The following is an 18,182-nucleotide window of genomic DNA, read 5'->3' as shown; positions in this document are numbered from 1 at the left end:
TCAGTTTTCATCTCTGAACTCCTTCGCTAACCGGGCGAGGTATCGCATGGTTTTGTCCACGCGCGCCTTCGCATGCGCATCCGGATAGAGCACGCCGAGAATGCAGTATTTATCCTCCTCGAGCTCACCCCTGACGTAAATCAGTGCTGCATCCTTGTGGGGGGCACCCTTCCTGCACTTTCGATCAGGTTGCGGAAGATTGGCCGGGAACGTATCGGGCGGCAGGCATAGGTGAATGTGCATCAGGTTTACGTTGAAAGCCAGCTGAGGCTGCAGGTAGGGAACGTCGCAGCCGAAGTAGCTAGGAAGAACGCCAGCCTCCTTATAGATCCTGAAATCTCGCGCCAGATCCTCAGCGAGCGTCGGATAAGCAGCCAGAGGATCACTGAAGAACTCTTTGAACGATAGGTGGTGAAACTCGACAGTGACAGATCCCACTTATGCTTTCGCCAACTCAATAAGCCGGCGCGTCGTATGGGCAGCTAGCGCGCGAATTGCTTCTGGATCTGCGTGGCCAGGTACAATTACGGGAGCTTTCATGGCCTGTAAAGTCACGTCGTGCAGCAGCACCATGCTCGAGCGGAGCTTGGCAAGCGAACGGCGCAGCTCAGCATGGAGCAACACGAACTGGTCTGGAACGTCTACTACCTTTAACTTTAGTTCCGTGCTGCGAACCTGCTCGATGTACCCGAGCATTTCAGCGTACTCACTGTCCGAAAGCAGGCTTCCCAGCTTGGCGGTAGACATCGCACAGGCTTCTTTTATGGCAGCCTTTGTCTCCAGTTCCATGTTGCGACACTGCTTCACGAAAGCATTGATTTTATTGGCGACAATCAAATCTTCTTGAGAAAGCTGCTGCGTATAGTCGATGGCATACCGCACCGTATCCGCCGAGGCGACGGTGGTGTAGCTAGTCATAATCCCAACCGCCCCCGATAGAATCGCCGGCGCGAGATTCCTCATCAAGCTCATCGAGCTGCTCCGAAAAGAATTGTTCACCTTGACTCCGCGCTGCAAAATCGACAGCCGTGAATCCGAACGATGCTATTGCATTGGCAACCGTTGACCCATTTTTGATCAGTAAATGCAGTTTAGTCAACGATCTGTTGAATAGCAGCCGCTAAGCCTGACAGCCACCAGGTGCTACCCCTTGACGAAAGGCCATCCCTGGCCATCTGTATCACGCCGCCTTTTCCACGATGTTCATCTCGCAGAACTTGGACAGGTCGGTGGCGGTCACCAGCGGATCGGCCAGCAACTCGGCCGGGCCTTCCAGGCGCAGGTATTCCTGGCCAAACACCGGCAGCTCGCTCAGGAGGCCGAACTTCACACGCTTCAGGTGCAGCGTGTACGGCTCGCCGCTCTGCGCATCGTTGAGGCCGGCGATGAACATTTCCAGCTCAACCTGGCTGCCGTTGAGCATCTGCACCGCGCTGGACTTCAGCTTGGTGTAGGAGACCTTCACGCCGGTGTCATCGATGTTGCTGCCGGCGGTGACGATCAGCCCATGCGGGGTGAGCAGGTAGTCAGTACCGGCCTGCAGCTCGGCATCGGCAGCAGTCTTCACGGTGACTGCCTGGGTGAGGTCGGGCAGGTGTTTGAGCGGGATCAGCTCGCCCTCGACGCCCGCGCTGATGCGCAGCTCATCGGTGACAGTACCCGCAGCAATCGGGGTGACAGTGGAGCGCGTCACGCGCGACAGGTTGGTGGCGGTCATGTCGTACATGCCGATGGTCGAGGTCACGTCGGTGACCTGCTCGCGCACGTTGCGGTTGCCGCCACCGCCGCGATAGTTGCGCAGCGTCTGGCGGTCAGTGGTGAAGCTGATGTTGAAGGCGTCGCAGTTGCCGATATCGATCAGCGGGTCCTGCGTCTGGTAGAGACGAGCGTACGGAATGCCCTCGCCGATGAACGAACGGTCGATCTGAGCCATGGGACTCTCCTAATGATCGTGGGGGGTGCGGGAGGGGCGGTTACTTGGGCTCAGCGGCCGGCTTTGCTTCTGGCTCAGCAGCGCCGGCCTTGGCCTTAGCACCTACCAGATAGCCACGCTGCTTGGCATGCTCGGCTACGTCGTCGTCCACGGTTTGGTCGCCTTTGGCGAAGTGTTGCACCTTGCCGCCCTTCTGGTAGTTGAAGGGTTTTGCCACGTTGATCTTGGGCATGGGGGTGTTCCTCACTTGAACAGCTGCACGTAGGGGATCTGAACCGGCATCACCTGAGCAGCCCAGCGCCGGCCGTTGCGCGGCGCCATAGGGGTTTCGGGTTGGAAGGCGCCCTGCTGGACGCCCGCTTGTTTGAGGCCGAGCTGTTTGCCCGCGAGCTGTACCTTCACCGCCAAGCGACCTGCACGCAGCGCAGCGAGGTAATCGCGACGCCGGGTCATCAGGGTGATGTTGACGGTGAGTCGCTCGCGCACACCGCTCGATGCCTGCCGCTCGACTTCCTCAGTCGTGCCGGGCTGCAGGATGATCAGGTCATACGGCAGCCCTTCGTCGTCAGCATCGATCACGCGCAGCACGTCATCCTCGATCACCTCTGCGCCGAAGTTCGGCACCGATGCGAGCAAGGCCTTTAGCTCGGCGAAAATCGCTGACTGCATGTCGATGGGTTGGGTCATGTCAGGGCACCACGTAGAGGGTGATCATGTGGCCGTCATCGCGCTCGATGCCGTCGATGTGCCAGGTCTTGCCGTCCATGACGAAGGCGCCTTGGCGGTCGAAGGGTTGCAGATAGCGCTTTTGCACTTCGTGCGTGCGCACCCGATCAACCGCCCCACCCTCGCCAAAGCGCTCGACGTCCTTCTCGACGATCACCGGCACACCTTCCGCCAGTACCTGGCCAGTGCGGCTCAGGTACGTGGCGGTGCCGTCGCTGAGGCTGTCCATCACTGCATCGTCGAGCGCGGCGATGCAGTCACCGAAGCCGGCCATGGTCAGATGGTCAGCTCACGGACGGACGCCGGACGGGTGCACAGGTGCAGGGGGTTGGACTGCGCCTCGCCTTCCACGCCCTTGCCGAACTTCATCATCTCCAGCTTGGAGTAATACGGCATACCTTCGGTGTTGACCGTCTCCATATAGTCGGCCGGGGCGAAGGCGCTGATGAACAGCTCCGGCACACCCATGGGCACCACATGTGCGCGGTCATCGGCCACGAACGGGGTTTTGCCGATCTTGCCCTTGTAACGCTCCCAGGTGATGCCGCCGAACTCGAACGGCACACGACGATCACCCATCAATTGCGAGGCTGCCTGCCAGTTCAGATAGGCCTCTCGCACGCTCTTGTGAGCGATCAGTTTGGACCAGAGCACTTTGCCGCAGTAGGCATGCGCGCCGGTGCTGGTGACGTTGCCGAGTACATCGTCCTGGGCGTCGAGGATCTCGGCGCACTTCGCCGACACGTCGGTATCGGGGTTGTCCAACTCCAGGCTGAAAGCCTTGGGCCGGGTAATGTCGAAGCGCTGGAAGATGTCGAACAAGACACTCGTGCCATCGGCATCCACTACCTTGCCCTTGATGGCGCCAATGCGCTGGTACTCGTGGGTGAGATCGAGCTGGCGGCGTACCTTCTCGATACGGCGCGCGACGTAGGCTTGCACCTGCATCAGTTCGGTGAGGCTACCGACAGCGCGGATGCCCTGGATCTCGTCCGCCAGAATCTGGAAGGTCTGCGGCAGGTGGACGGTGTTGAACGGGATCATGCTGCGCTTGTCGCCGGTCACCGCCTGGCCCGGGGCGCCGCGTGGGGCGGCCTTGACCAGAGCGAGGGTCATACCGTCCTTTTCGATCTGCACGGTGGTACCGGCGACGCCCTGCTCTTCGAACAAACCAGCGGCAGCGATCTGACCCGGCAGTACGTGTTCTTCGTTGATGACGGCGAGCAGCGCGGTTACGCCGAACGCCTCGTCCTGAAAAATCGTGATTTCGGCCATTATGGGCTCCTAGAAATGCGAAGCCCCGCACCTGCGGGGCTTGGGGTGTTGAGTCGAAGGGATTGGCGTTCAGCTGCGAATGACGATGCCGGTGGCCTGCAGATCGGCGCGGCCGTTGGCATCCAGGCCGGTAAGCAGGCTCTCGATCACTTCGGCGTCACGCATCACGCCCACAGCGCGTACGTCGTTGGTGGTGGCGTCCACCGAAGCGAACAGGATGCCGCTGGCGGCGCGGCGACCATCGTCGGCGCCGTCATCGTCGTAGGCCGTGTACTCACCCAGGTTGGCCAGCACAGTCAGCGTGAAGCCATCGCCTTCGGCGAAGTCGGTGGCACCTCCGCTCAGGGTGAAGGTCAGGCCGCCACCGGTGAAGGCCTGGCCTACGGTCCCTTCACCCACCTGCGCACCGGTCGGGTCGACCAGTTCGAACTTGCCGCCGTTCTCGGCCGCCTCGGAGATGGCGAGGAGATAGGCGCCGCTGATGGCCGCGCTGGTAACAGTCACCGAACCAATGGTGCCGTTACCGGTATTGCCGGCATCGGCAACCGGGGTCAGTGCATTGGCAGCGGTGATCAGAGCGATCAGCGTGCCAGCCTTGAGGATGCCGGAGCCAGCGGCGATAACCACCTCCTCGCGGCTGCGCGAACCGTTGGCCTCTGAGAGGAGGAACTCACCGGTGTAAACACCTTCAGTCTTGATCATGCGTTGTTACCTCCTTTCGAGGTGTTTTTACGACGCTGGGCGTAGACTTCGCTCGGCGTCGGGGGCTGGTGAGCGCCGGCCTGGGGGGCGTCGTCCACCGGGGGTAGGTTGCTGATTTCCACCTGGCCACTCTTGGCGGCCAGCTTCTCGAACAGCTTCGCCTTGGCCTGTTCGCCGGTGAGCCCGCCTTCGATCAGCGCCTGGGCCTCATCCGGCGCCTTGGCGACCAGGCAAGCGGCGCGAACATCCTTGGCGCGGTTGAAGTGCGACTGCACTGCATCCGGGTTGGCCAGGGCGCTGGCCTTGATCAGGTAGCTGACGCAGTTGCTCAGGCCCGCCTCGGCGCAGTCCGCCACCAGCTTGGCAGCCAGTTCGACGGCCTCGGGGGTGTTCGGGACCGGATCGGGTTCCGGCTCGGGCCTTGGCGGCTGCTCGACTTCGCCGACCAGGCGCAGCGCCGCTTCGGGCACATTGCGGTAGCGGTTGAGGATCTTGCCCAGTGCCGCGTTGTTCACCAGCGGTGCGACCTCACCAAACACTTCGTCGACGAAACCATGGGTCATGGCCTCGCTGGCGGTAAGCCAGGTGGTGTCGTTGATCATGCGACGCAGCTCGGCGTCATCGATGTTCAGCGCGCGATGCTGGTAGCTGGCAACGATGCCCTCGAAGGCCTTGTCCATCATGTCGGCCATCTGGCGAAGTTCATTGCTGTCGCCGGCCATGTACGTCCACGGGTTGTGGATCATGAACATAGCGTTGTCGGCCATACGCACCTTGTGCGCACCGCACACAGCCACGCTGCCGGCACTGAAGCACGCACCGTCGATCTGCCCGGTGCAGCGTTCGCCCAGGGCGCGCAACGCGTTGTGGATGGCGATACCATCGAAGAGGTCGCCACCAATGGTGTCGAAGTGCACCAGCACGTCCGACACGCCATCGTCGATCTCTTTCAGGTCGCGGATGAAGTCCCCCGAGGTGACACCCCAGAAGCCAATCTCGCCATAGATGTAGACCTCGATGGGCTTGCCGCCCTCCTCCCCGGCGGCCTGGATGCTGTACCAGTGTTCGGCGTTCAGATCCGGTGCACCATCGAGGTTGAGCATGCGCGGCTGGGCGAAGGCGTCGATGCCCAGGCCGCCCAGCATTACCGCCAGCGCCAGGCGGTTGGTCATCTTCTTCATTGGGTTTCCTCTTTGTCACCAGCCGCTATGGCCGTGTCGGTGGTGTAGTCGAGCCCGAGCGCCTGGGCCCGGGCGTTGTCGTCGGCGTTTTCCTGGTCGATCACTTCGGCGTCGTAACCACTGCGCAGCGCGTGCTCGCTGCGGCTGGCCAGGCCGCCTTTGATCTCCAACAGCTTGCCCTGCACGTCCTGCACGGGGTGCATGTAGGCCCAGCCTTGCGGTACCCAGCGCGTGCGCAGGTAATCGCGGCGCTTTGCCTGGTAGTCCGGCAGCTGAATTGCCCCAGCGAGCCAGGCAGCATCGAGCCAAGCCGCACGAACTGGCCGGCAGAGCTGGAACACGTAGACGCCGAACTGCAGTTGCTCGATGCGGCGACGGAACTCGTTGAGCAGCACACGCAACACGCGATCGCTGATGTCGGCCATGTCGCCGGTCAGCAGTTCATAGGGCAGCTCGATACCGGCCGCAGCCGCCATGAGCTGCTGTCGCATGAAGTCGACATAGGTGTCACCGGCTGAAGGCGGCTCGGAGAATTTCACCTCCTCGCCTTCCATGAGTTCCTGCATGGTGCCGGGCTCGAGTGCGACCATCGGCACGCCATCGGTATCGGTCTTGAATGGCTGCCCGGTTGCTGGGTCCAGCGCTGGCGGTCCATCGCCTCGAGGCTTGGTGATGAAGCCGGCAAAGAGGTTGGCCACCTCCTGCCGAAACAGCACCGCGTCGTCGTAGTTGTCCAGCGACTTGAGGCGCAGCAGCACCGGCGCCAAGCGAGGGATTCCACGCAGCTGACCACCTTCAAGTGGCTCGAAGATGTGCAGCACCTCGCTGGCAGGTATACGGTTCAGCGTGTTGAAGCTGGTGCCCAGTGCTCGGGCGTCACCGGGGTGGTTCTTCCACATCCAGTACGCTACGCGGCGCCCCACCTGGTCGAACTCGATGCCAGCGCGAACCACGTTGCCACGACGGGTAACGAAGTTGCGATCCAGCGGCACGAACTCCGGCGGCAGGATCTGCAACTGCAGCGGAACCGCCAGGCCATCTTCAGCTCGCCGATAGCGCAGCCGCACGAAGCACTCGCCGGACTCCTCGACCATGCGCGCGATCAGCGCCTGCTGGCCGTAGAAGTCGGTGAGGTTGTCGGCGTCGGACTCGTCCGTCCAGTCGCTCCAGAGCTGGTTGATGGCAGAGCGCAGCGCTTCATCCTTGATCTGTGCACGCGGCGTGATGCCGGTACCGATCAGGCTGCTGACCCGCTTGCTGATGCCGCTGGCGGCCCAAGGGTTGTTGCGTACCGCCGACTTGGAGCGCTTGCGCAGCGCTGGCAAGGCGGGAATGGCGATAGTGTTCAGTGCGGCGTCCGGGGCGTCCCAGCTCTGCGCGCGGCGACCCTGGCCAGCGCCTTCGTAGCTGTTCACCACTTGCAGCCGTACCGGTTTGGCACGTACTCGATAGCCCATCACGCCCCCTTGCCACGGCTGTACAGCCGGATTTGCCGTGGCTGGCCTGCGCGAGATTCGCGGGCGGCATCTGCGGCGTATTGATCCTCAAGCATCCGCAGCGATGCGAGCGATGCGCGGTCAAGCCGGCGGTCGCCCTTGCTGATGCTCTGCCCCTTTTCGAGCAGCTCTTTGATCGCCGCCCGCACTTCATCCAGGCGCTGCTGTGCGCTTGCCATGGGGCGCCCTCTTTTCATCGTTTCAGGTAGGCGCTTCGGGATACCCGGCGCGCGGTTGGTTGCGGTGCTGGAAGGCTGACTGGAGCCGACGCCGAGACTGGTGCAGCCGGGGCGCTGGGCTCCGGGGCTGCCTCTGCGACCGGGGCCCGCTCAGGCTGGGCTGGCTGATTAAGCAGGTCGCCTTGGCACAATGCAGCCCGCAAGGCGGCCCACTGGTGTTCGTGATAGCGATGCAGCCCCAGGAAGTTTGCTGCAGCCAGGTTGTACACCAGCAGGTCGAGCGCTTCGTTGCGCTCCGACTTGGCCTTGACCCATTCAACGCGCTTGAAGCCCTTGACGTAGCGGATGGCCTTTCGCTCGGCCACGCACTGGTCGAAGAACTCATCGGACAGATCCGAGCAAAAGTGCAGCGCCCCTGGGCCAGCCGGGAGTTCGTAGCGGTTGTAGATCCAGTCCTTGGCGGTGTCGGTACCGATCATCCACAGCTCGGCGCCTTGCTTTTCGGTCTTGCCTTGCCAAGTCAGATCAACCTTGGATGGCCGTTGAGCCAGCACCGGGCAGCCACGGCGGCTGGCACCCTTGACCGCAAGCACGTTCCGCCAACGGCGCAGGCGAGTGAACTGGTAGACCTCGGCGGTGTGGTGGCCACCGGAGTCGATACAGGTTGCGCAGATCGACATATCGACGCCGTTCACGTGCCGATATCGCTGCTTAAGCCGCTCGTCCAGTTCGTTCCAGGTGCGCTGGTCAGCCGGGTCACCCGGTATCACCTGGAAGTCCACGACCCAACGTTCCATGCCGGCGCCCCAAGCCATCACCAACAACTCCAACCGGTTGTGCTGGGTGTCGACAGAGGCCGTGAGGATCAAACCACCATCGGGCACTCGGCCGAGAAGATGACCTTCGTCTTGTGCTCGCTTGCGCAGCTCGGATGCCTTGGTCATCTCCTCCGCGCTATCCCAGAGCCGCGCCAGGCGAGTGTTGTAGAACACTTGCATGGTGCCGGGATCACCGTTATCGCGGAGCTTCTTGGCTTCGTCATACTCCTTGGCTAGATCGGTCCAGCTGACCCAACCAGCCGGCGCGTACAGGGCACTCATAGTGAAGCTGACAGTCTCGCCATCACCCGTAGCATGGGCGCGCCATTCACCAGCGGCGAGCATCTGCGACTTGTGGTGCTCATCAATCAGCGCGCAGTCAGGCGTGATGCACTGGTACTGCACGAGCTTGTAATCGGGTGTGTACTTCAGCCCCTCCCATTCCAGCACCTGCATGGTTCCGCAGTGCGGGCACGGCACGTAGTAGTGGCGCTGGTCCCCCATCGCATACAGATCGGCGATGCGCGATACGCCCTTGATAGTCGGCGAACTGGAGTAGTAGAACTTGGCGCGTCGACCAAACGTCGAGCCACGCGCCTCGGCCTGCTTGACGGGATCGCCGTCGTCGTCGACATCCAGTTCCCAGCGGTCGATCTCATCGCCATAGACATAGCGAGCTGATAGCTCTGCCAGGTTGGATGCCGATGCCGCCGTGGCGCAGTACAGAGCCCCGCCCTCGAACTCCTTGGTGTCGAGGGTGTTGCGCGAGTCACGCGAGCGCGACTTGGCAACGCGGCCGGTCAGTTCTGGCACTGCCTTGATATTCTTGTCGATCCGGCCGGAGACGCGCTTGCTGAGCTTGTCGGTCGGCAGTAGCACAAGGAAGTTGGCGGGCGCCATGTGTATGCAGCCGCCAATCCAATTGAGCGCGACCTGCGTCTTCATCAGCTGCGACGCGATCATGGTCACGATGCGCTTGGCTGGATGCACCGGTGAAAGGCAGCGCATCGGCTCGCGAGCGAATGGCGTACGGTCGGTGTGGTACTTCCCGGGCTCGGCGGCGCCAGTGTCCTTGGGGATGTACTGGTACTTGTCGGCCCACTCGTCGATCCACAGTTCGGGATCAGGCATCAGGCCTCGGCGGTATGCCGCCAAATACGCGGCGGTACCGTCGGCATACGGCTGTTCCACTAGTTCGGCTCCTTGCCTCCTTGCTCGATCTCGGCATCGATCTGTAAGAGGCGGTCGGCATCCTCAAGGGCTCGGCGCAACGCCTGAACCAGGCGGCGCTCGATCTCCCAAGGATCTGTGAGGGTGACCAGCTCGCCAGCGATCTTGGGGGGAATCCCCATCAGCAGATCGCGCAGCGCGCGGGCAGCGGTGAAGGCGGCGGAATCGACCAGGGCGCGTTCGACCAGCAACCCGCGTGTCTTCAGGTGCTCGTCCTCTGCCAGCAAGGCCAGGGCGTGCTCACGCCGTGCGCGAGCCTTCTGGTAGTCCGGCGCGGCAGCGGTGCTTGGCGCTGCCGGACTTGGCGAAGCGTTCGGCGCAATGTGCGCGTACACCCCTTTCTCAAGCCGCTCTTGGTGGTGGTGCTCTGCGACACCGGCCTTGCTGGGGTCGGCGGTGTCGTTGAGCAACGCCAGGGTCTTCTCTACGTCGACCTTGCCGCCCTCGGCCAGCACCAGGCGCCCTTGCTTTCCCAGCTTGGATACATACGGCCGAGACCAGCCGCGACTATCCGCGAACTCAGCCTTTGTCATGACCGTCATGAATTCACCTGTTAACCAGAATTACCCCGTGGGATTAACCGAATTAACCCCTGTTAACTAACTCTCAGCGCCATCCACTAGCGCGAGAACGGGGTTCGAATTACCCTTGACGACCTCGCCGGCCCTGGGGCCCCCGGCCTGTTTGTGGCACGCCACTGGCATCAGTGCCGGCGCCGACCAGCCAGCCTGGGCAGCCGACCGTTCAAGGCGTCGGTGATGGCCTTGTCGATGTTGGCCTCGAGCTGCGCGTCGTTCTCAGCGACTCGGCGCACCACGTCATGAAACTTGAAGCGTTCGCGGTACTGCGGCTGGCGGACGAAAGCGAGCACCATCGCCACGCTCTTGCCACGGCGCTCGGCGATACCGATCGGCGTCTTGCCGCGCTTTATCACGAAGAACGCCCGCGCGTGCCCCTTACGCAGGGAGCGCCGGCTATCCGTCGCAGCGTTGTCAGAGCCTGATAGCTTCATCGCCTTCAAGCCCGACAGGATCTGCGTCATGTGCCCCTTCTGGATGTTCCCGTAGGCATCCAGCCTGGCACCCGCAGCCGGCACGACGAATCGACCGGCCGGAAGAATCCCCGACTCACGCAGGTACTTCTCCGACCGGCGCGTGATCCGCTCACCGCCCTCGACTTGCGGCAGCAGGTAATCCTCGGCGCTGTATGGGTTCTTGCCCGTGCCCTGGTCCTGCACCCACACCGCCGCCTCAGGGTCAGCCGATGGCTTGGCGTGGATGATGCGAATCGAGTTCAGCACCCACGGCGTCGGCCTTGGGTTGAAGATGCTTTCCATCTCAACCCGCAGAGCCTGGCGCGCCTGGTTCGCCGTATGGTTCAGCGCATCGGCCAGTGCACGCGGGGCAAGCCCGCTGCCCAGCTGCTGCAACGCCGCCAGCGCATCGTCCAAGTCGCGGGCGTTGATGCTGCCTTTCACTTGCCCGACTCGGGCGGAGGAACATCACCCACCCCAGCCCGCTTGGCCAGCCAGCGCTCATACAGCCCGCTCGCGACATCGGCGCCCATGGTCGCGACCACGAAGCCAATGGCAGCGGCAACCAGCACATGAGCGCCTGCCGCCCAAATCAGCAGTAGAGTACTCAGGCCGAATACCACCGAGGCACCAGCCCGCAGCACTACGCGGTAAACCAATTCCCATCCACGCAGCCCGGCCTTATCCGCTCGCCACATCTCACCGCTGAAGCCAGCGACGATGGCGATGACCACCACCACCCAAATGGGCAACTCGGCCAGCGCCTGCTGTTGCTCTTGTGTCATCGCACACCTCGAAAACAAAAGCCCGGCACTTGGCCGGGCTCAGAAATAAGTAGGGCCTTCATTGAAGGCCCCCGTGCGTCCATTTTTCGTAATTGCGCTAATGCAGGCTAGCTACTCTTGAACAGAGGCTTGCCGTTAGCAATCCGCCACGACTTGATCTCCTGCACAATGCCTTCAGGAGTATCGGGGCGAGTTGCAGGGGGAAAGAACAAAAGGTCGGTACCACTTGGATGCTCGGCAATAGCAACAAAGTACTTAATCACCTCATCATTTTCGGCTTCAGTTTCGAAATCTGCCTCACAGATTTTCTTTACGAGAGTGAGGAACTCGGCCTCAGTAAACTCTTCAAGTTTGGTGAACATAAATCAGCTCCCCTCCTTATTACTATGAATTTCAATATGGCGTTTTGGCGTAACGATACGGATATTATCCAGATCATAAACAGCCCCACCAATCCCGATAGGCTCAATATGATGGAGCTCGTACTTTACTCGCCCTCCGACTTGTTCTGCCAAAGGAGCATATGGCGATCGGCCTCGCAACATAAGTTGCTTTTGCTGAGCGCTTACTTGGGCAGAAAGCTTAGGATCAAGCCCTACCTCAGTCCAAATGGCCTCCCGCATGCGATCAAAGCTCTCAAACTGCCGTCCTCGCAGTCTATCAGCAATCTGCGATGGAACAGCGGCACCGATCTCAGAGCCAGCCGTAGGTAGCCAAGCACCAGTCACATTCTCACCAAATCCTTTGGCGACACCACGTTCTTCACGTCGATTCCGGAACACGATATAGATCGGTTCAATCCCAGAATCGGCTGGGAACACAATGACGTAGTCGTCAAATGGCACATCGCCAACCGATGGGAACACCTCAAGCACAGGGTCAACTGGATGAAGGACTGGCCCTGTATAGTTTGGAATATCGGTATCTACAGGTGGCAGGACTGTCGAACTGTCATCAGGATCGACAATCGGTGTCCACACTAGGGTGCGAGGAGGCGAATCGTTGGTTTGGAAAGAATACCCGCCAGCTGCAGAATCAAAGCTAGCGGCACGGACTTTCACTCCCCGCGGCACGACACCCCCTGTTGGGGCCATGTAAATCTGCTGATATCCACCAAGTTCCTTGAATGCGAGTCTCCAGGGCACATCTAGCTCGCCCCCTTGCAATGCAAGCTCCTGCAGATCCCCGCCGGGCTGATAAATATCAGTAAGAGGTGTACTCAGCGTTTGACGGGAAGCATCGCCCAGACGTGGCGAATAACCCATCAGCACAGCGAAGACGGCGATTGTCGCTGTGGTAGTAGCAACACCCGCCGCTGCAAGCCGTTCAACCGCGCGTGCAACAGCCTCCTTCAGTGCCAGCTCAGCAGTGCCGGCAACAGCTGCAATACCGCTTGGAGCTACAACGAATGGCGTTGCACTTCCCATTGCAACAGTTGCGCTATATGTATTTGCCGCAGCCTGCTTCGACGCGAAATCTGGATCGTTCTTGATCCGAGATATTTCAGATTTGATCCCTGCCTTCTTGCCTTCAAGATAGGCAATTTCCTTATTAATCAGAGCCTCCATGGACTGAGCGCGATAAGATGCGCTCCAAATCTTGTACGCTTGATTCGGTGTACCTGAAGTGTATTTCCTGTCCCGAGAGATACGATTGTATGCGTGAACAGCGTTTGTTTTGTCTGCGAGATTGGACACACGAAACTCTGGACGCACCAAAGCGGTTTGTCGAGATAGTTCACGCCTCAGATTCCCCAACAAAGAATCAACGGTTTCCACCTCACGCTCAAGCGACTGCAAAGTTTCTCCCGCATCGCCATTATCAATAGCCATAGAGCGGATTCGCTCATCCATCGCACCCGAGACGCCAGCCACTTGACTGTTAATACTAGCCGTCAAGCTATGTATAACATTCATGAAGGCAGCAATAACGGATACTGAGTACTGTGGATGCCAAGACTTAATCGAAATATTACCGAAGTCATCCACAACATTATGAATCGGCAAGGGCTTCGCAACATACGGCGGCGGCTCCGGCAACTTCGGAATAGTAATAATTGGCGGCCTTGGTGTAACAATCATCGGAGGTAGTTCAATAGGCATTTCTAATCCTCTTGCGAAATTGATTTATCTACTTCGCTCAGAGGCGATGGCTCGGGGCTCAAAGCCCTCACATGATTCAATGCGCCGCAACGGGTGCATTTGATCTGGAGTTCGGTAAATTGGCCCACGCGGGCCAAGAGTCGGTTGCATTTGCCACAACGGCATTCTTTCAACATCTGCAAAGCCTTCAGGTATCTGCTAGGCTCGCCCCGCTCTCGCGAGAGTGAGGGGGCCTTGGCTGGCTTGCAGGTGCACTCTGCTGGTCGGCGGCCTGACTCGGTGTGTCCGCACCGGCCCAGGTCGCCCTCTCTTTGGAACAAACGAAAAAGCCCCGCTCAAGCGGGGCTTTCTTTTGGGTAGGTGCATCCCTGCACCAGGCGCCACGACCACCGGGGCGCCATAAACAAAAAACCCGGCGCGGTGGCCGGGTTTGCTGAGAAGCCGCCTAAGCGCACTTCTTCGAAGATGACTAATTTATACCCCTCCAATCCGGTGGCAACAAGCGGGACGCCCTGCCACCCCTGCAATCAGCGGCAACGCACCGGAAAAAAACGGACATATACCGAAACTGGCTACAGCGCCGCAGGCCAACGACCTACCGGACTCACTACCGCACCAACAGGCAGGACGCAAAACCCCCAGCAAAAACAAGGCGCTGCCCACCGTCCCACTTATTTTTAATCTTCTCGTGTATAGAGAGAGATTAATTAACGCTGCGCGTAACGCGCGCGCGTGCTCCTGCCTGCGCACCCCATGTGCGGGCATGTGAGAAAGGTAGGACGGCGGGACAAACCCTGCACCGGCGCGGGCTGTAGAAGTCCCGCCAGCAAAAATGCGGGCGGGACAAGCAGGGGCGGTGCGACCAATCATGCGGCGCGCTGCAGCAGCATACCCGCAATTGCCACGTGCGCGGCATGCAGGCGCTCATAAAACTGCGTCCGGCCACACCGGCAAGCCGCATACTTCTGGCTATCCCTCCGATGCGGATCACGCACCAGATAGTGCTCACGCACCACCACGGCAAGCTGCGCGTCCAGATGCTTGTTCACGATCAGCTCGATGTCAGCGCTGTACGGCAACAGCATGCGCGACCCACCCCGTGACCCACGGATCAGCTCGCCCTTGCAGTCCATCAACTGCCCCAGCACTGAGCCGCCCGATCCACCACCAGGCGGCCCGCCATGCATATCCAGCGCCCACAGCTTCAACATGTCATCCATTTCAGGGATCAAAATGCGGTCTCCTGACGAGGCGGGGTCGGCTTGGCGCCCTTCTTCCAATCATCCGGCCGCATGTACACATAGCCACGCGATCCCGTTGGCCTGTCCGGCTTGCTCTGCCGGCGCCGAGGCCACTTGAGCCGGTGCATGATCTTGCCCACCCGCATCTGCTCCGGCTTGCCCCAATGGCTCGGGTCGATGTTCAACGCCTTCTCAAGGATCTGCGCACCCGTCACGCTCTCGCCGGCAGTCGGCTGGCTCAGATACGCAATGATGGGTTCCTCCCACATATCCGCCTGATAGCGCTGGTCCTGCTCGACTGCGAATAACTCAGCCTCATCACGCTCCACCCACCAAGGGTGCCCGGCGCGATAGCAAGCTACCGCCTCGGCCCAGATCTGATCGCGCTCGGCCCGCAGGCCGTCCAGTGCCACCTTCGTGCACATAACCGGCCAGTAACGCCGGTTGCCCGTATCGTCTTTCAGGTATTCATCTTGGTTCGTCGTACCCACGAACACGCACTGGCGCGGCACATCCAGCACCCGGCGCCCATAGCTCTCCCGGTACGTATCCACCGAGGCCGAGAAAAACTGCTTGGCGCGCGTCGACTCTGCCTTGTTGAACGCATCCAGCTCGCCCAGCTCCACGATCCACTTCCCCCGGATCGCCTGATAGCCATCCTTGTCGCCCAGGTTGAACGGCGTATCCATGAACCACAGCCCGCCCAGGATCGACATCGAGGTCGACTTACCCGCGCCCTGGGCACCCTCGAGGATCAACACCGAGTCCGCCTTACAGCCCGGCTGAAACACCCGAGCCACTGCAGACAACGGCCAGCGCTTACTCACCTTGCGCGCATACTCACCATCAGCCACACCAAGGTGCCGCTGCAGCCAGGTCTCCAGCCTCGGCGTGCCATCCCACTCCAACCCATCAAGGAACTCGCGCACCGGGTGAAACGCATTGTCATGCGCCACCGAGTTCACCGCCTCCACCACATGCGCAGTCTTCACCCGCAGGCCGTAGGTCTCGGCCAGCCAGTTCATCACCTTGATGTCATCGAGGTCGCTCCAGTCCCCGGCGCTACCCCCATACGGCGGCGTGCGCAACTTGCGGATCTTCGAGCTGAACGAATCGAACGCAATCACCTTGCCCCAGCGGTCATCGTTGCCCAGGATCAGCGCCACGTTGTACGGGTGAGCAATCATTCCGCCCTTCTCCGCATACTGCAGCTTGTCCCGCCAGGGCGCGTCAGTGGCCGGCCGCACAACCGCCTCCACCTGGCGCTTCACCGCCTCAAGCCCCTCCGCGCAGTGCAGATCGTTGAAGTCCGTCCACTTGTCCTCGCGCTCGCTATCGAACACCGGCAGCACAACCCGGCCGCCCGTGATATGCGCCGCGTTCTCGGCCTTGATCCGGCCCACGTTCACCGGCTTGCCCTGAATGACCGTCTTCCAGTCATCGTCAGCGCAGAACACCAGCGGCCGGCCCGGATAGCGCACCCGCAGCCCCTGCGCCACCGGCAACAGGTTGCCCGCGTCGAAGCACACCGCCACCGTCAGCGAAGTGGCCATGTACAGGCTTGCGCCCGTCGCGTAACCCTCGCAAACCAGAATGGTGTCGCCTGGCTCAGGCTCCGGGCCAAGCAGGTGAACCGCCCCCTCCTTCTCCAGGCCATAGGGCCAATAGGTCTTGTTCCGCCCCAGCTTCGGCACCACAGCCGGGAACAGCACCTGTAGACCAACGATGTCCCACGTCTTCACGCTACGCATGGGCACCAGCGCTGTGCCTGACTTACGCTTGTAGCGCAGGCCAAAGCCGCCAACGCGCTTGGCGTCCAGGTACGCGCAGTGCCCCTTTTCCTCCAGATACTTCCAGATACCAGCGGCCCGGCGCGCCGCCGTGCGATGCTTCTTCTGCTCGGCCTCGGCGGCCTTGCGCTGCCCCTCCTCGGCGCGGGCCTTCATCACGGCGCGATCCTCGGCCGAGATCTTGCCGCCCTTCGGCTTGATCTTCTGCCAGCTGCCCTTCTCGCCCGAGCGCCAATCACCGAAAGCGCCGCAGTAGAAGGTCTCGCCCTTCGAGCCCGTGTGCTCATAGATCACATACCAGCCCGTCTTCTCAGGCGCCTTGTCGCCCTCCACCTCACAGCGGGTGCGCTTGCCGATCACCAGCGGGGTTTCCGGTCGCAGATCGCCGGCCTGCAGCTGGGTCAGCACGTCGTCGAGTAGCTCGTGACGGTCGGTCATACATCACCCCCGTCCGGTTCTGTCGGGCTATCAACCAGCTCAACATCAGGCCGGCCGTTTGACGTGTTCAGCGGCCAGCGCTGCGAAGCCTTGCCCGTGACATCGTTCACTACTACTACCGAGAACTCGTGCCAACCAACCTGACGAACAACCCCGGTGAAGCTGCCGTGGTAGTGATTGACACGCACACGCCTGCCCACGAACTGGGCGTGCATCGCCTCGCTAATACGGGCATTCAGTGCGTTTCTTTCTTCATCCAGGCGCTGCAGTTCGGGATACAGGCTCATCGCCCACCCCCTTTGCTCTCCAGATACGCCTGGCAGTCAACGCAACGCAGACAAGGCAGCTTGGCCAGTGCCTGCACGCGCTCGAAGGGGATCGTGATGCCGCACTCTTCGCACGCTTCGGCGACCGGGCATTGCCGGGCAAGCTCACGGGCGGCCAGCTGGCGATCCAGTTCGATCAGCATCCGGTCATTCGCAATATCAGCGATATCAGCCATCCGCCTGACCCTCCTCATGCTTGAGGCGCACCGCAGCGCGCAACCGGAACACCGCCTGCAGCATGCGCACGGCCAGCATCTCGAACTGGGCCAGCTCATCGTCATCCACATGGTCATCGGCCAGCGCCTTCGCCAGCTGCTCGCTCAGGTTGTTCTCGCTACGCAGCATCCCGGTGATACCCGTCAGCAACGATTGCGGCGTGTCAGTTTCGTGAAGCTCAGACACATCAACGCCCACCCAGCCAATCGGCTGCAGCAGTGCATCAACAATGCGAGGGTCGCGGGTCAGGTCGAGAATCAGCTGCAGCTCATCGACGTTCACCCGGTGTTTCGGGTTGGCGCCGGTGCGGCTCAGCTTGTGATTGAGGGTCGAGGGGCTGATCACCCCGTCGACTGCGGCAATGGCTGTGGCACCGCCCGGGTAATCGTGCGCCGCGTGGTACAGCGCCTGTTGTAGCGTCAGGATCGAACGCTGGGCGCGCTCGACACTGTTCATGCGTGGTCGGAAAGACATGGACAACTCCCGGAGCCACGCCCGAAGGCACGGGCTCCCATAGTCAGGTGGTCGCATGCAGCCGGCGAACCGACCGCACCCCAGGCAAGGCCCGTGCTCCGCACAGACCCTGCCCTCAACAGCCCGCACGCTGGTGGTGGCAGCGAACGGGCAACCCCAGGCATCCCGGCCCAGGTGCGGCGCGTGGTGGTGGCACGCGCCAGGGAGGTGGCAGCAGCCGGAGCAAACTGCCAGTGA

Annotated in this window: 23 protein-coding genes; all 23 read right to left on the bottom strand. The window is 61.3% G+C overall.

The genetic code is table 11. The features are described from left to right. A complete protein-coding gene (locus EPK82_RS17680) occupies positions 1–438 on the bottom strand; it encodes a type II toxin-antitoxin system YafO family toxin (protein ID WP_134677515.1) in 438 nt (145 codons plus the stop codon). After that, positions 439–918 carry a hypothetical protein gene (locus tag EPK82_RS17675; protein ID WP_134677514.1) on the bottom strand — a complete coding sequence of 160 codons (480 nt, stop codon included), beginning with the start codon at positions 916–918 and terminating at the stop codon, positions 439–441. It lies immediately after the preceding gene. Between the two features lie 262 nt (positions 919–1,180). Continuing rightward, a complete protein-coding gene (locus EPK82_RS17670; RefSeq protein WP_134677513.1) occupies positions 1,181–1,933 on the bottom strand; it encodes a phage tail tube protein in 753 nt (250 codons plus the stop codon). Between the two features lie 40 nt (positions 1,934–1,973). Further along, the gene (locus tag EPK82_RS17665; protein ID WP_134677512.1) at positions 1,974–2,165 is read right to left on the bottom strand and encodes a hypothetical protein; all 192 of its coding nucleotides are present in this window, start codon (positions 2,163–2,165) and stop codon (positions 1,974–1,976) included. A gap of 11 nt (positions 2,166–2,176) precedes the next feature. Continuing rightward, positions 2,177–2,620, bottom strand: coding sequence for a hypothetical protein (locus EPK82_RS17660; protein WP_134677511.1), 444 nt, complete (start codon positions 2,618–2,620; stop codon positions 2,177–2,179). A 1-nt stretch (position 2,621) separates the two neighbouring features. After that, a complete protein-coding gene (locus EPK82_RS17655) occupies positions 2,622–2,933 on the bottom strand; it encodes a hypothetical protein (RefSeq protein ID WP_134677510.1) in 312 nt (103 codons plus the stop codon). A gap of 2 nt (positions 2,934–2,935) precedes the next feature. After that, on the bottom strand, positions 2,936–3,934 hold the full coding sequence (locus EPK82_RS17650) for a major capsid protein (RefSeq protein ID WP_134677509.1): 999 nt from the start codon (positions 3,932–3,934) through the stop codon (positions 2,936–2,938). A gap of 69 nt (positions 3,935–4,003) precedes the next feature. Then, positions 4,004–4,636, bottom strand: coding sequence for a head decoration protein (locus EPK82_RS17645; protein ID WP_134677508.1), 633 nt, complete (start codon positions 4,634–4,636; stop codon positions 4,004–4,006). After that, the gene (locus tag EPK82_RS17640; RefSeq protein WP_134677507.1) at positions 4,633–5,817 is read right to left on the bottom strand and encodes a head maturation protease, ClpP-related; all 1,185 of its coding nucleotides are present in this window, start codon (positions 5,815–5,817) and stop codon (positions 4,633–4,635) included. The genes EPK82_RS17645 and EPK82_RS17640 overlap by 4 nt, the downstream gene beginning before the upstream one ends. Beyond that, a complete protein-coding gene (locus EPK82_RS17635; protein ID WP_134677506.1) occupies positions 5,814–7,274 on the bottom strand; it encodes a phage portal protein in 1,461 nt (486 codons plus the stop codon). Before EPK82_RS17635 ends, EPK82_RS17640 begins: the two co-directional genes overlap by 4 nt. Next, positions 7,274–7,492 carry a hypothetical protein gene (locus EPK82_RS17630; protein WP_134677505.1) on the bottom strand — a complete coding sequence of 73 codons (219 nt, stop codon included), beginning with the start codon at positions 7,490–7,492 and terminating at the stop codon, positions 7,274–7,276. Before EPK82_RS17630 ends, EPK82_RS17635 begins: the two co-directional genes overlap by 1 nt. Before the next feature lie 14 nt (positions 7,493–7,506). Beyond that, complete coding sequence (locus EPK82_RS17625) at positions 7,507–9,501, bottom strand: phage terminase large subunit family protein (protein WP_134677504.1); 1,995 nt, start codon at positions 9,499–9,501, stop codon at positions 7,507–7,509. Next, on the bottom strand, positions 9,501–10,082 hold the full coding sequence (locus EPK82_RS17620) for a terminase small subunit (protein WP_134677503.1): 582 nt from the start codon (positions 10,080–10,082) through the stop codon (positions 9,501–9,503). Before EPK82_RS17620 ends, EPK82_RS17625 begins: the two co-directional genes overlap by 1 nt. Positions 10,083–10,243: 161 nt before the next feature. After that, positions 10,244–11,017: a hypothetical protein gene (locus EPK82_RS17615; RefSeq protein ID WP_134677502.1), complete on the bottom strand. Its 774-nt coding sequence runs from the start codon at positions 11,015–11,017 to the stop codon at positions 10,244–10,246. Then, complete coding sequence (locus EPK82_RS17610; RefSeq protein ID WP_134677501.1) at positions 11,014–11,358, bottom strand: phage holin family protein; 345 nt, start codon at positions 11,356–11,358, stop codon at positions 11,014–11,016. Before EPK82_RS17610 ends, EPK82_RS17615 begins: the two co-directional genes overlap by 4 nt. Positions 11,359–11,465: 107 nt before the next feature. After that, on the bottom strand, positions 11,466–11,720 hold the full coding sequence (locus tag EPK82_RS17605; RefSeq protein WP_134677500.1) for a bacteriocin immunity protein: 255 nt from the start codon (positions 11,718–11,720) through the stop codon (positions 11,466–11,468). A 3-nt stretch (positions 11,721–11,723) separates the two neighbouring features. Next, positions 11,724–13,460 (bottom strand): S-type pyocin domain-containing protein, encoded by a 1,737-nt coding sequence (locus EPK82_RS17600; RefSeq protein WP_134677499.1) that lies wholly within the window; start codon positions 13,458–13,460, stop codon positions 11,724–11,726. A gap of 2 nt (positions 13,461–13,462) precedes the next feature. Further along, on the bottom strand, positions 13,463–13,636 hold the full coding sequence (locus EPK82_RS17595) for a Com family DNA-binding transcriptional regulator (protein WP_134677498.1): 174 nt from the start codon (positions 13,634–13,636) through the stop codon (positions 13,463–13,465). 690 nt (positions 13,637–14,326) lie between these two features. Further along, positions 14,327–14,692, bottom strand: a complete 366-nt coding sequence (locus tag EPK82_RS17590) for a PA0613 family protein (protein WP_134677497.1) — start codon at positions 14,690–14,692, stop codon at positions 14,327–14,329. Further along, a complete protein-coding gene (locus EPK82_RS17585; protein ID WP_134677496.1) occupies positions 14,689–16,929 on the bottom strand; it encodes a VapE domain-containing protein in 2,241 nt (746 codons plus the stop codon). The genes EPK82_RS17590 and EPK82_RS17585 overlap by 4 nt, the downstream gene beginning before the upstream one ends. Beyond that, positions 16,926–17,216, bottom strand: coding sequence for a hypothetical protein (locus EPK82_RS17580; protein WP_134677495.1), 291 nt, complete (start codon positions 17,214–17,216; stop codon positions 16,926–16,928). The genes EPK82_RS17585 and EPK82_RS17580 overlap by 4 nt, the downstream gene beginning before the upstream one ends. Then, on the bottom strand, positions 17,213–17,431 hold the full coding sequence (locus tag EPK82_RS17575) for a TraR/DksA C4-type zinc finger protein (protein WP_134677494.1): 219 nt from the start codon (positions 17,429–17,431) through the stop codon (positions 17,213–17,215). Before EPK82_RS17575 ends, EPK82_RS17580 begins: the two co-directional genes overlap by 4 nt. Then, positions 17,424–17,945: a phage regulatory CII family protein gene (locus EPK82_RS17570; protein WP_134677493.1), complete on the bottom strand. Its 522-nt coding sequence runs from the start codon at positions 17,943–17,945 to the stop codon at positions 17,424–17,426. Before EPK82_RS17570 ends, EPK82_RS17575 begins: the two co-directional genes overlap by 8 nt. Between the last annotated feature and the right edge of the window lie 237 nt (positions 17,946–18,182).

The organism is Ectopseudomonas khazarica (genome assembly GCF_004521985.1).
Classification (GTDB): domain Bacteria; phylum Pseudomonadota; class Gammaproteobacteria; order Pseudomonadales; family Pseudomonadaceae; genus Aquipseudomonas; species Aquipseudomonas khazarica.
Note: the sequence above shows the minus strand (reverse complement) of the source record. Positions and strands in the feature narration are given on the sequence as shown.

Excerpts from the sequence above, each read along its gene's own strand:
- EPK82_RS17675 (WP_134677514.1), bottom strand. The coding sequence starts at position 918 with ATGACTAGCTACACCACCGTCGCCTCGGCGGATACGGTGCGGTATGCC.
- EPK82_RS17670 (WP_134677513.1), bottom strand. The coding sequence starts at position 1,933 with ATGGCTCAGATCGACCGTTCGTTCATCGGCGAGGGCATTCCGTACGCT.
- EPK82_RS17665 (WP_134677512.1), bottom strand. The coding sequence starts at position 2,165 with ATGCCCAAGATCAACGTGGCAAAACCCTTCAACTACCAGAAGGGCGGC.
- EPK82_RS17660 (WP_134677511.1), bottom strand. The coding sequence starts at position 2,620 with ATGACCCAACCCATCGACATGCAGTCAGCGATTTTCGCCGAGCTAAAG.
- EPK82_RS17655 (WP_134677510.1), bottom strand. The coding sequence starts at position 2,933 with ATGGCCGGCTTCGGTGACTGCATCGCCGCGCTCGACGATGCAGTGATG.
- EPK82_RS17650 (WP_134677509.1), bottom strand. The coding sequence starts at position 3,934 with ATGGCCGAAATCACGATTTTTCAGGACGAGGCGTTCGGCGTAACCGCG.
- EPK82_RS17645 (WP_134677508.1), bottom strand. The coding sequence starts at position 4,636 with ATGATCAAGACTGAAGGTGTTTACACCGGTGAGTTCCTCCTCTCAGAG.
- EPK82_RS17640 (WP_134677507.1), bottom strand. The coding sequence starts at position 5,817 with ATGAAGAAGATGACCAACCGCCTGGCGCTGGCGGTAATGCTGGGCGGC.
- EPK82_RS17635 (WP_134677506.1), bottom strand. The coding sequence starts at position 7,274 with ATGGGCTATCGAGTACGTGCCAAACCGGTACGGCTGCAAGTGGTGAAC.
- EPK82_RS17630 (WP_134677505.1), bottom strand. The coding sequence starts at position 7,492 with ATGGCAAGCGCACAGCAGCGCCTGGATGAAGTGCGGGCGGCGATCAAA.
- EPK82_RS17620 (WP_134677503.1), bottom strand. The coding sequence starts at position 10,082 with ATGACGGTCATGACAAAGGCTGAGTTCGCGGATAGTCGCGGCTGGTCT.
- EPK82_RS17610 (WP_134677501.1), bottom strand. The coding sequence starts at position 11,358 with ATGACACAAGAGCAACAGCAGGCGCTGGCCGAGTTGCCCATTTGGGTG.
- EPK82_RS17605 (WP_134677500.1), bottom strand. The coding sequence starts at position 11,720 with ATGTTCACCAAACTTGAAGAGTTTACTGAGGCCGAGTTCCTCACTCTC.
- EPK82_RS17600 (WP_134677499.1), bottom strand. The coding sequence starts at position 13,460 with ATGCCTATTGAACTACCTCCGATGATTGTTACACCAAGGCCGCCAATT.
- EPK82_RS17595 (WP_134677498.1), bottom strand. The coding sequence starts at position 13,636 with ATGTTGAAAGAATGCCGTTGTGGCAAATGCAACCGACTCTTGGCCCGC.
- EPK82_RS17585 (WP_134677496.1), bottom strand. The coding sequence starts at position 16,929 with ATGACCGACCGTCACGAGCTACTCGACGACGTGCTGACCCAGCTGCAG.
- EPK82_RS17580 (WP_134677495.1), bottom strand. The coding sequence starts at position 17,216 with ATGAGCCTGTATCCCGAACTGCAGCGCCTGGATGAAGAAAGAAACGCA.
- EPK82_RS17575 (WP_134677494.1), bottom strand. The coding sequence starts at position 17,431 with ATGGCTGATATCGCTGATATTGCGAATGACCGGATGCTGATCGAACTG.
- EPK82_RS17570 (WP_134677493.1), bottom strand. The coding sequence starts at position 17,945 with ATGTCTTTCCGACCACGCATGAACAGTGTCGAGCGCGCCCAGCGTTCG.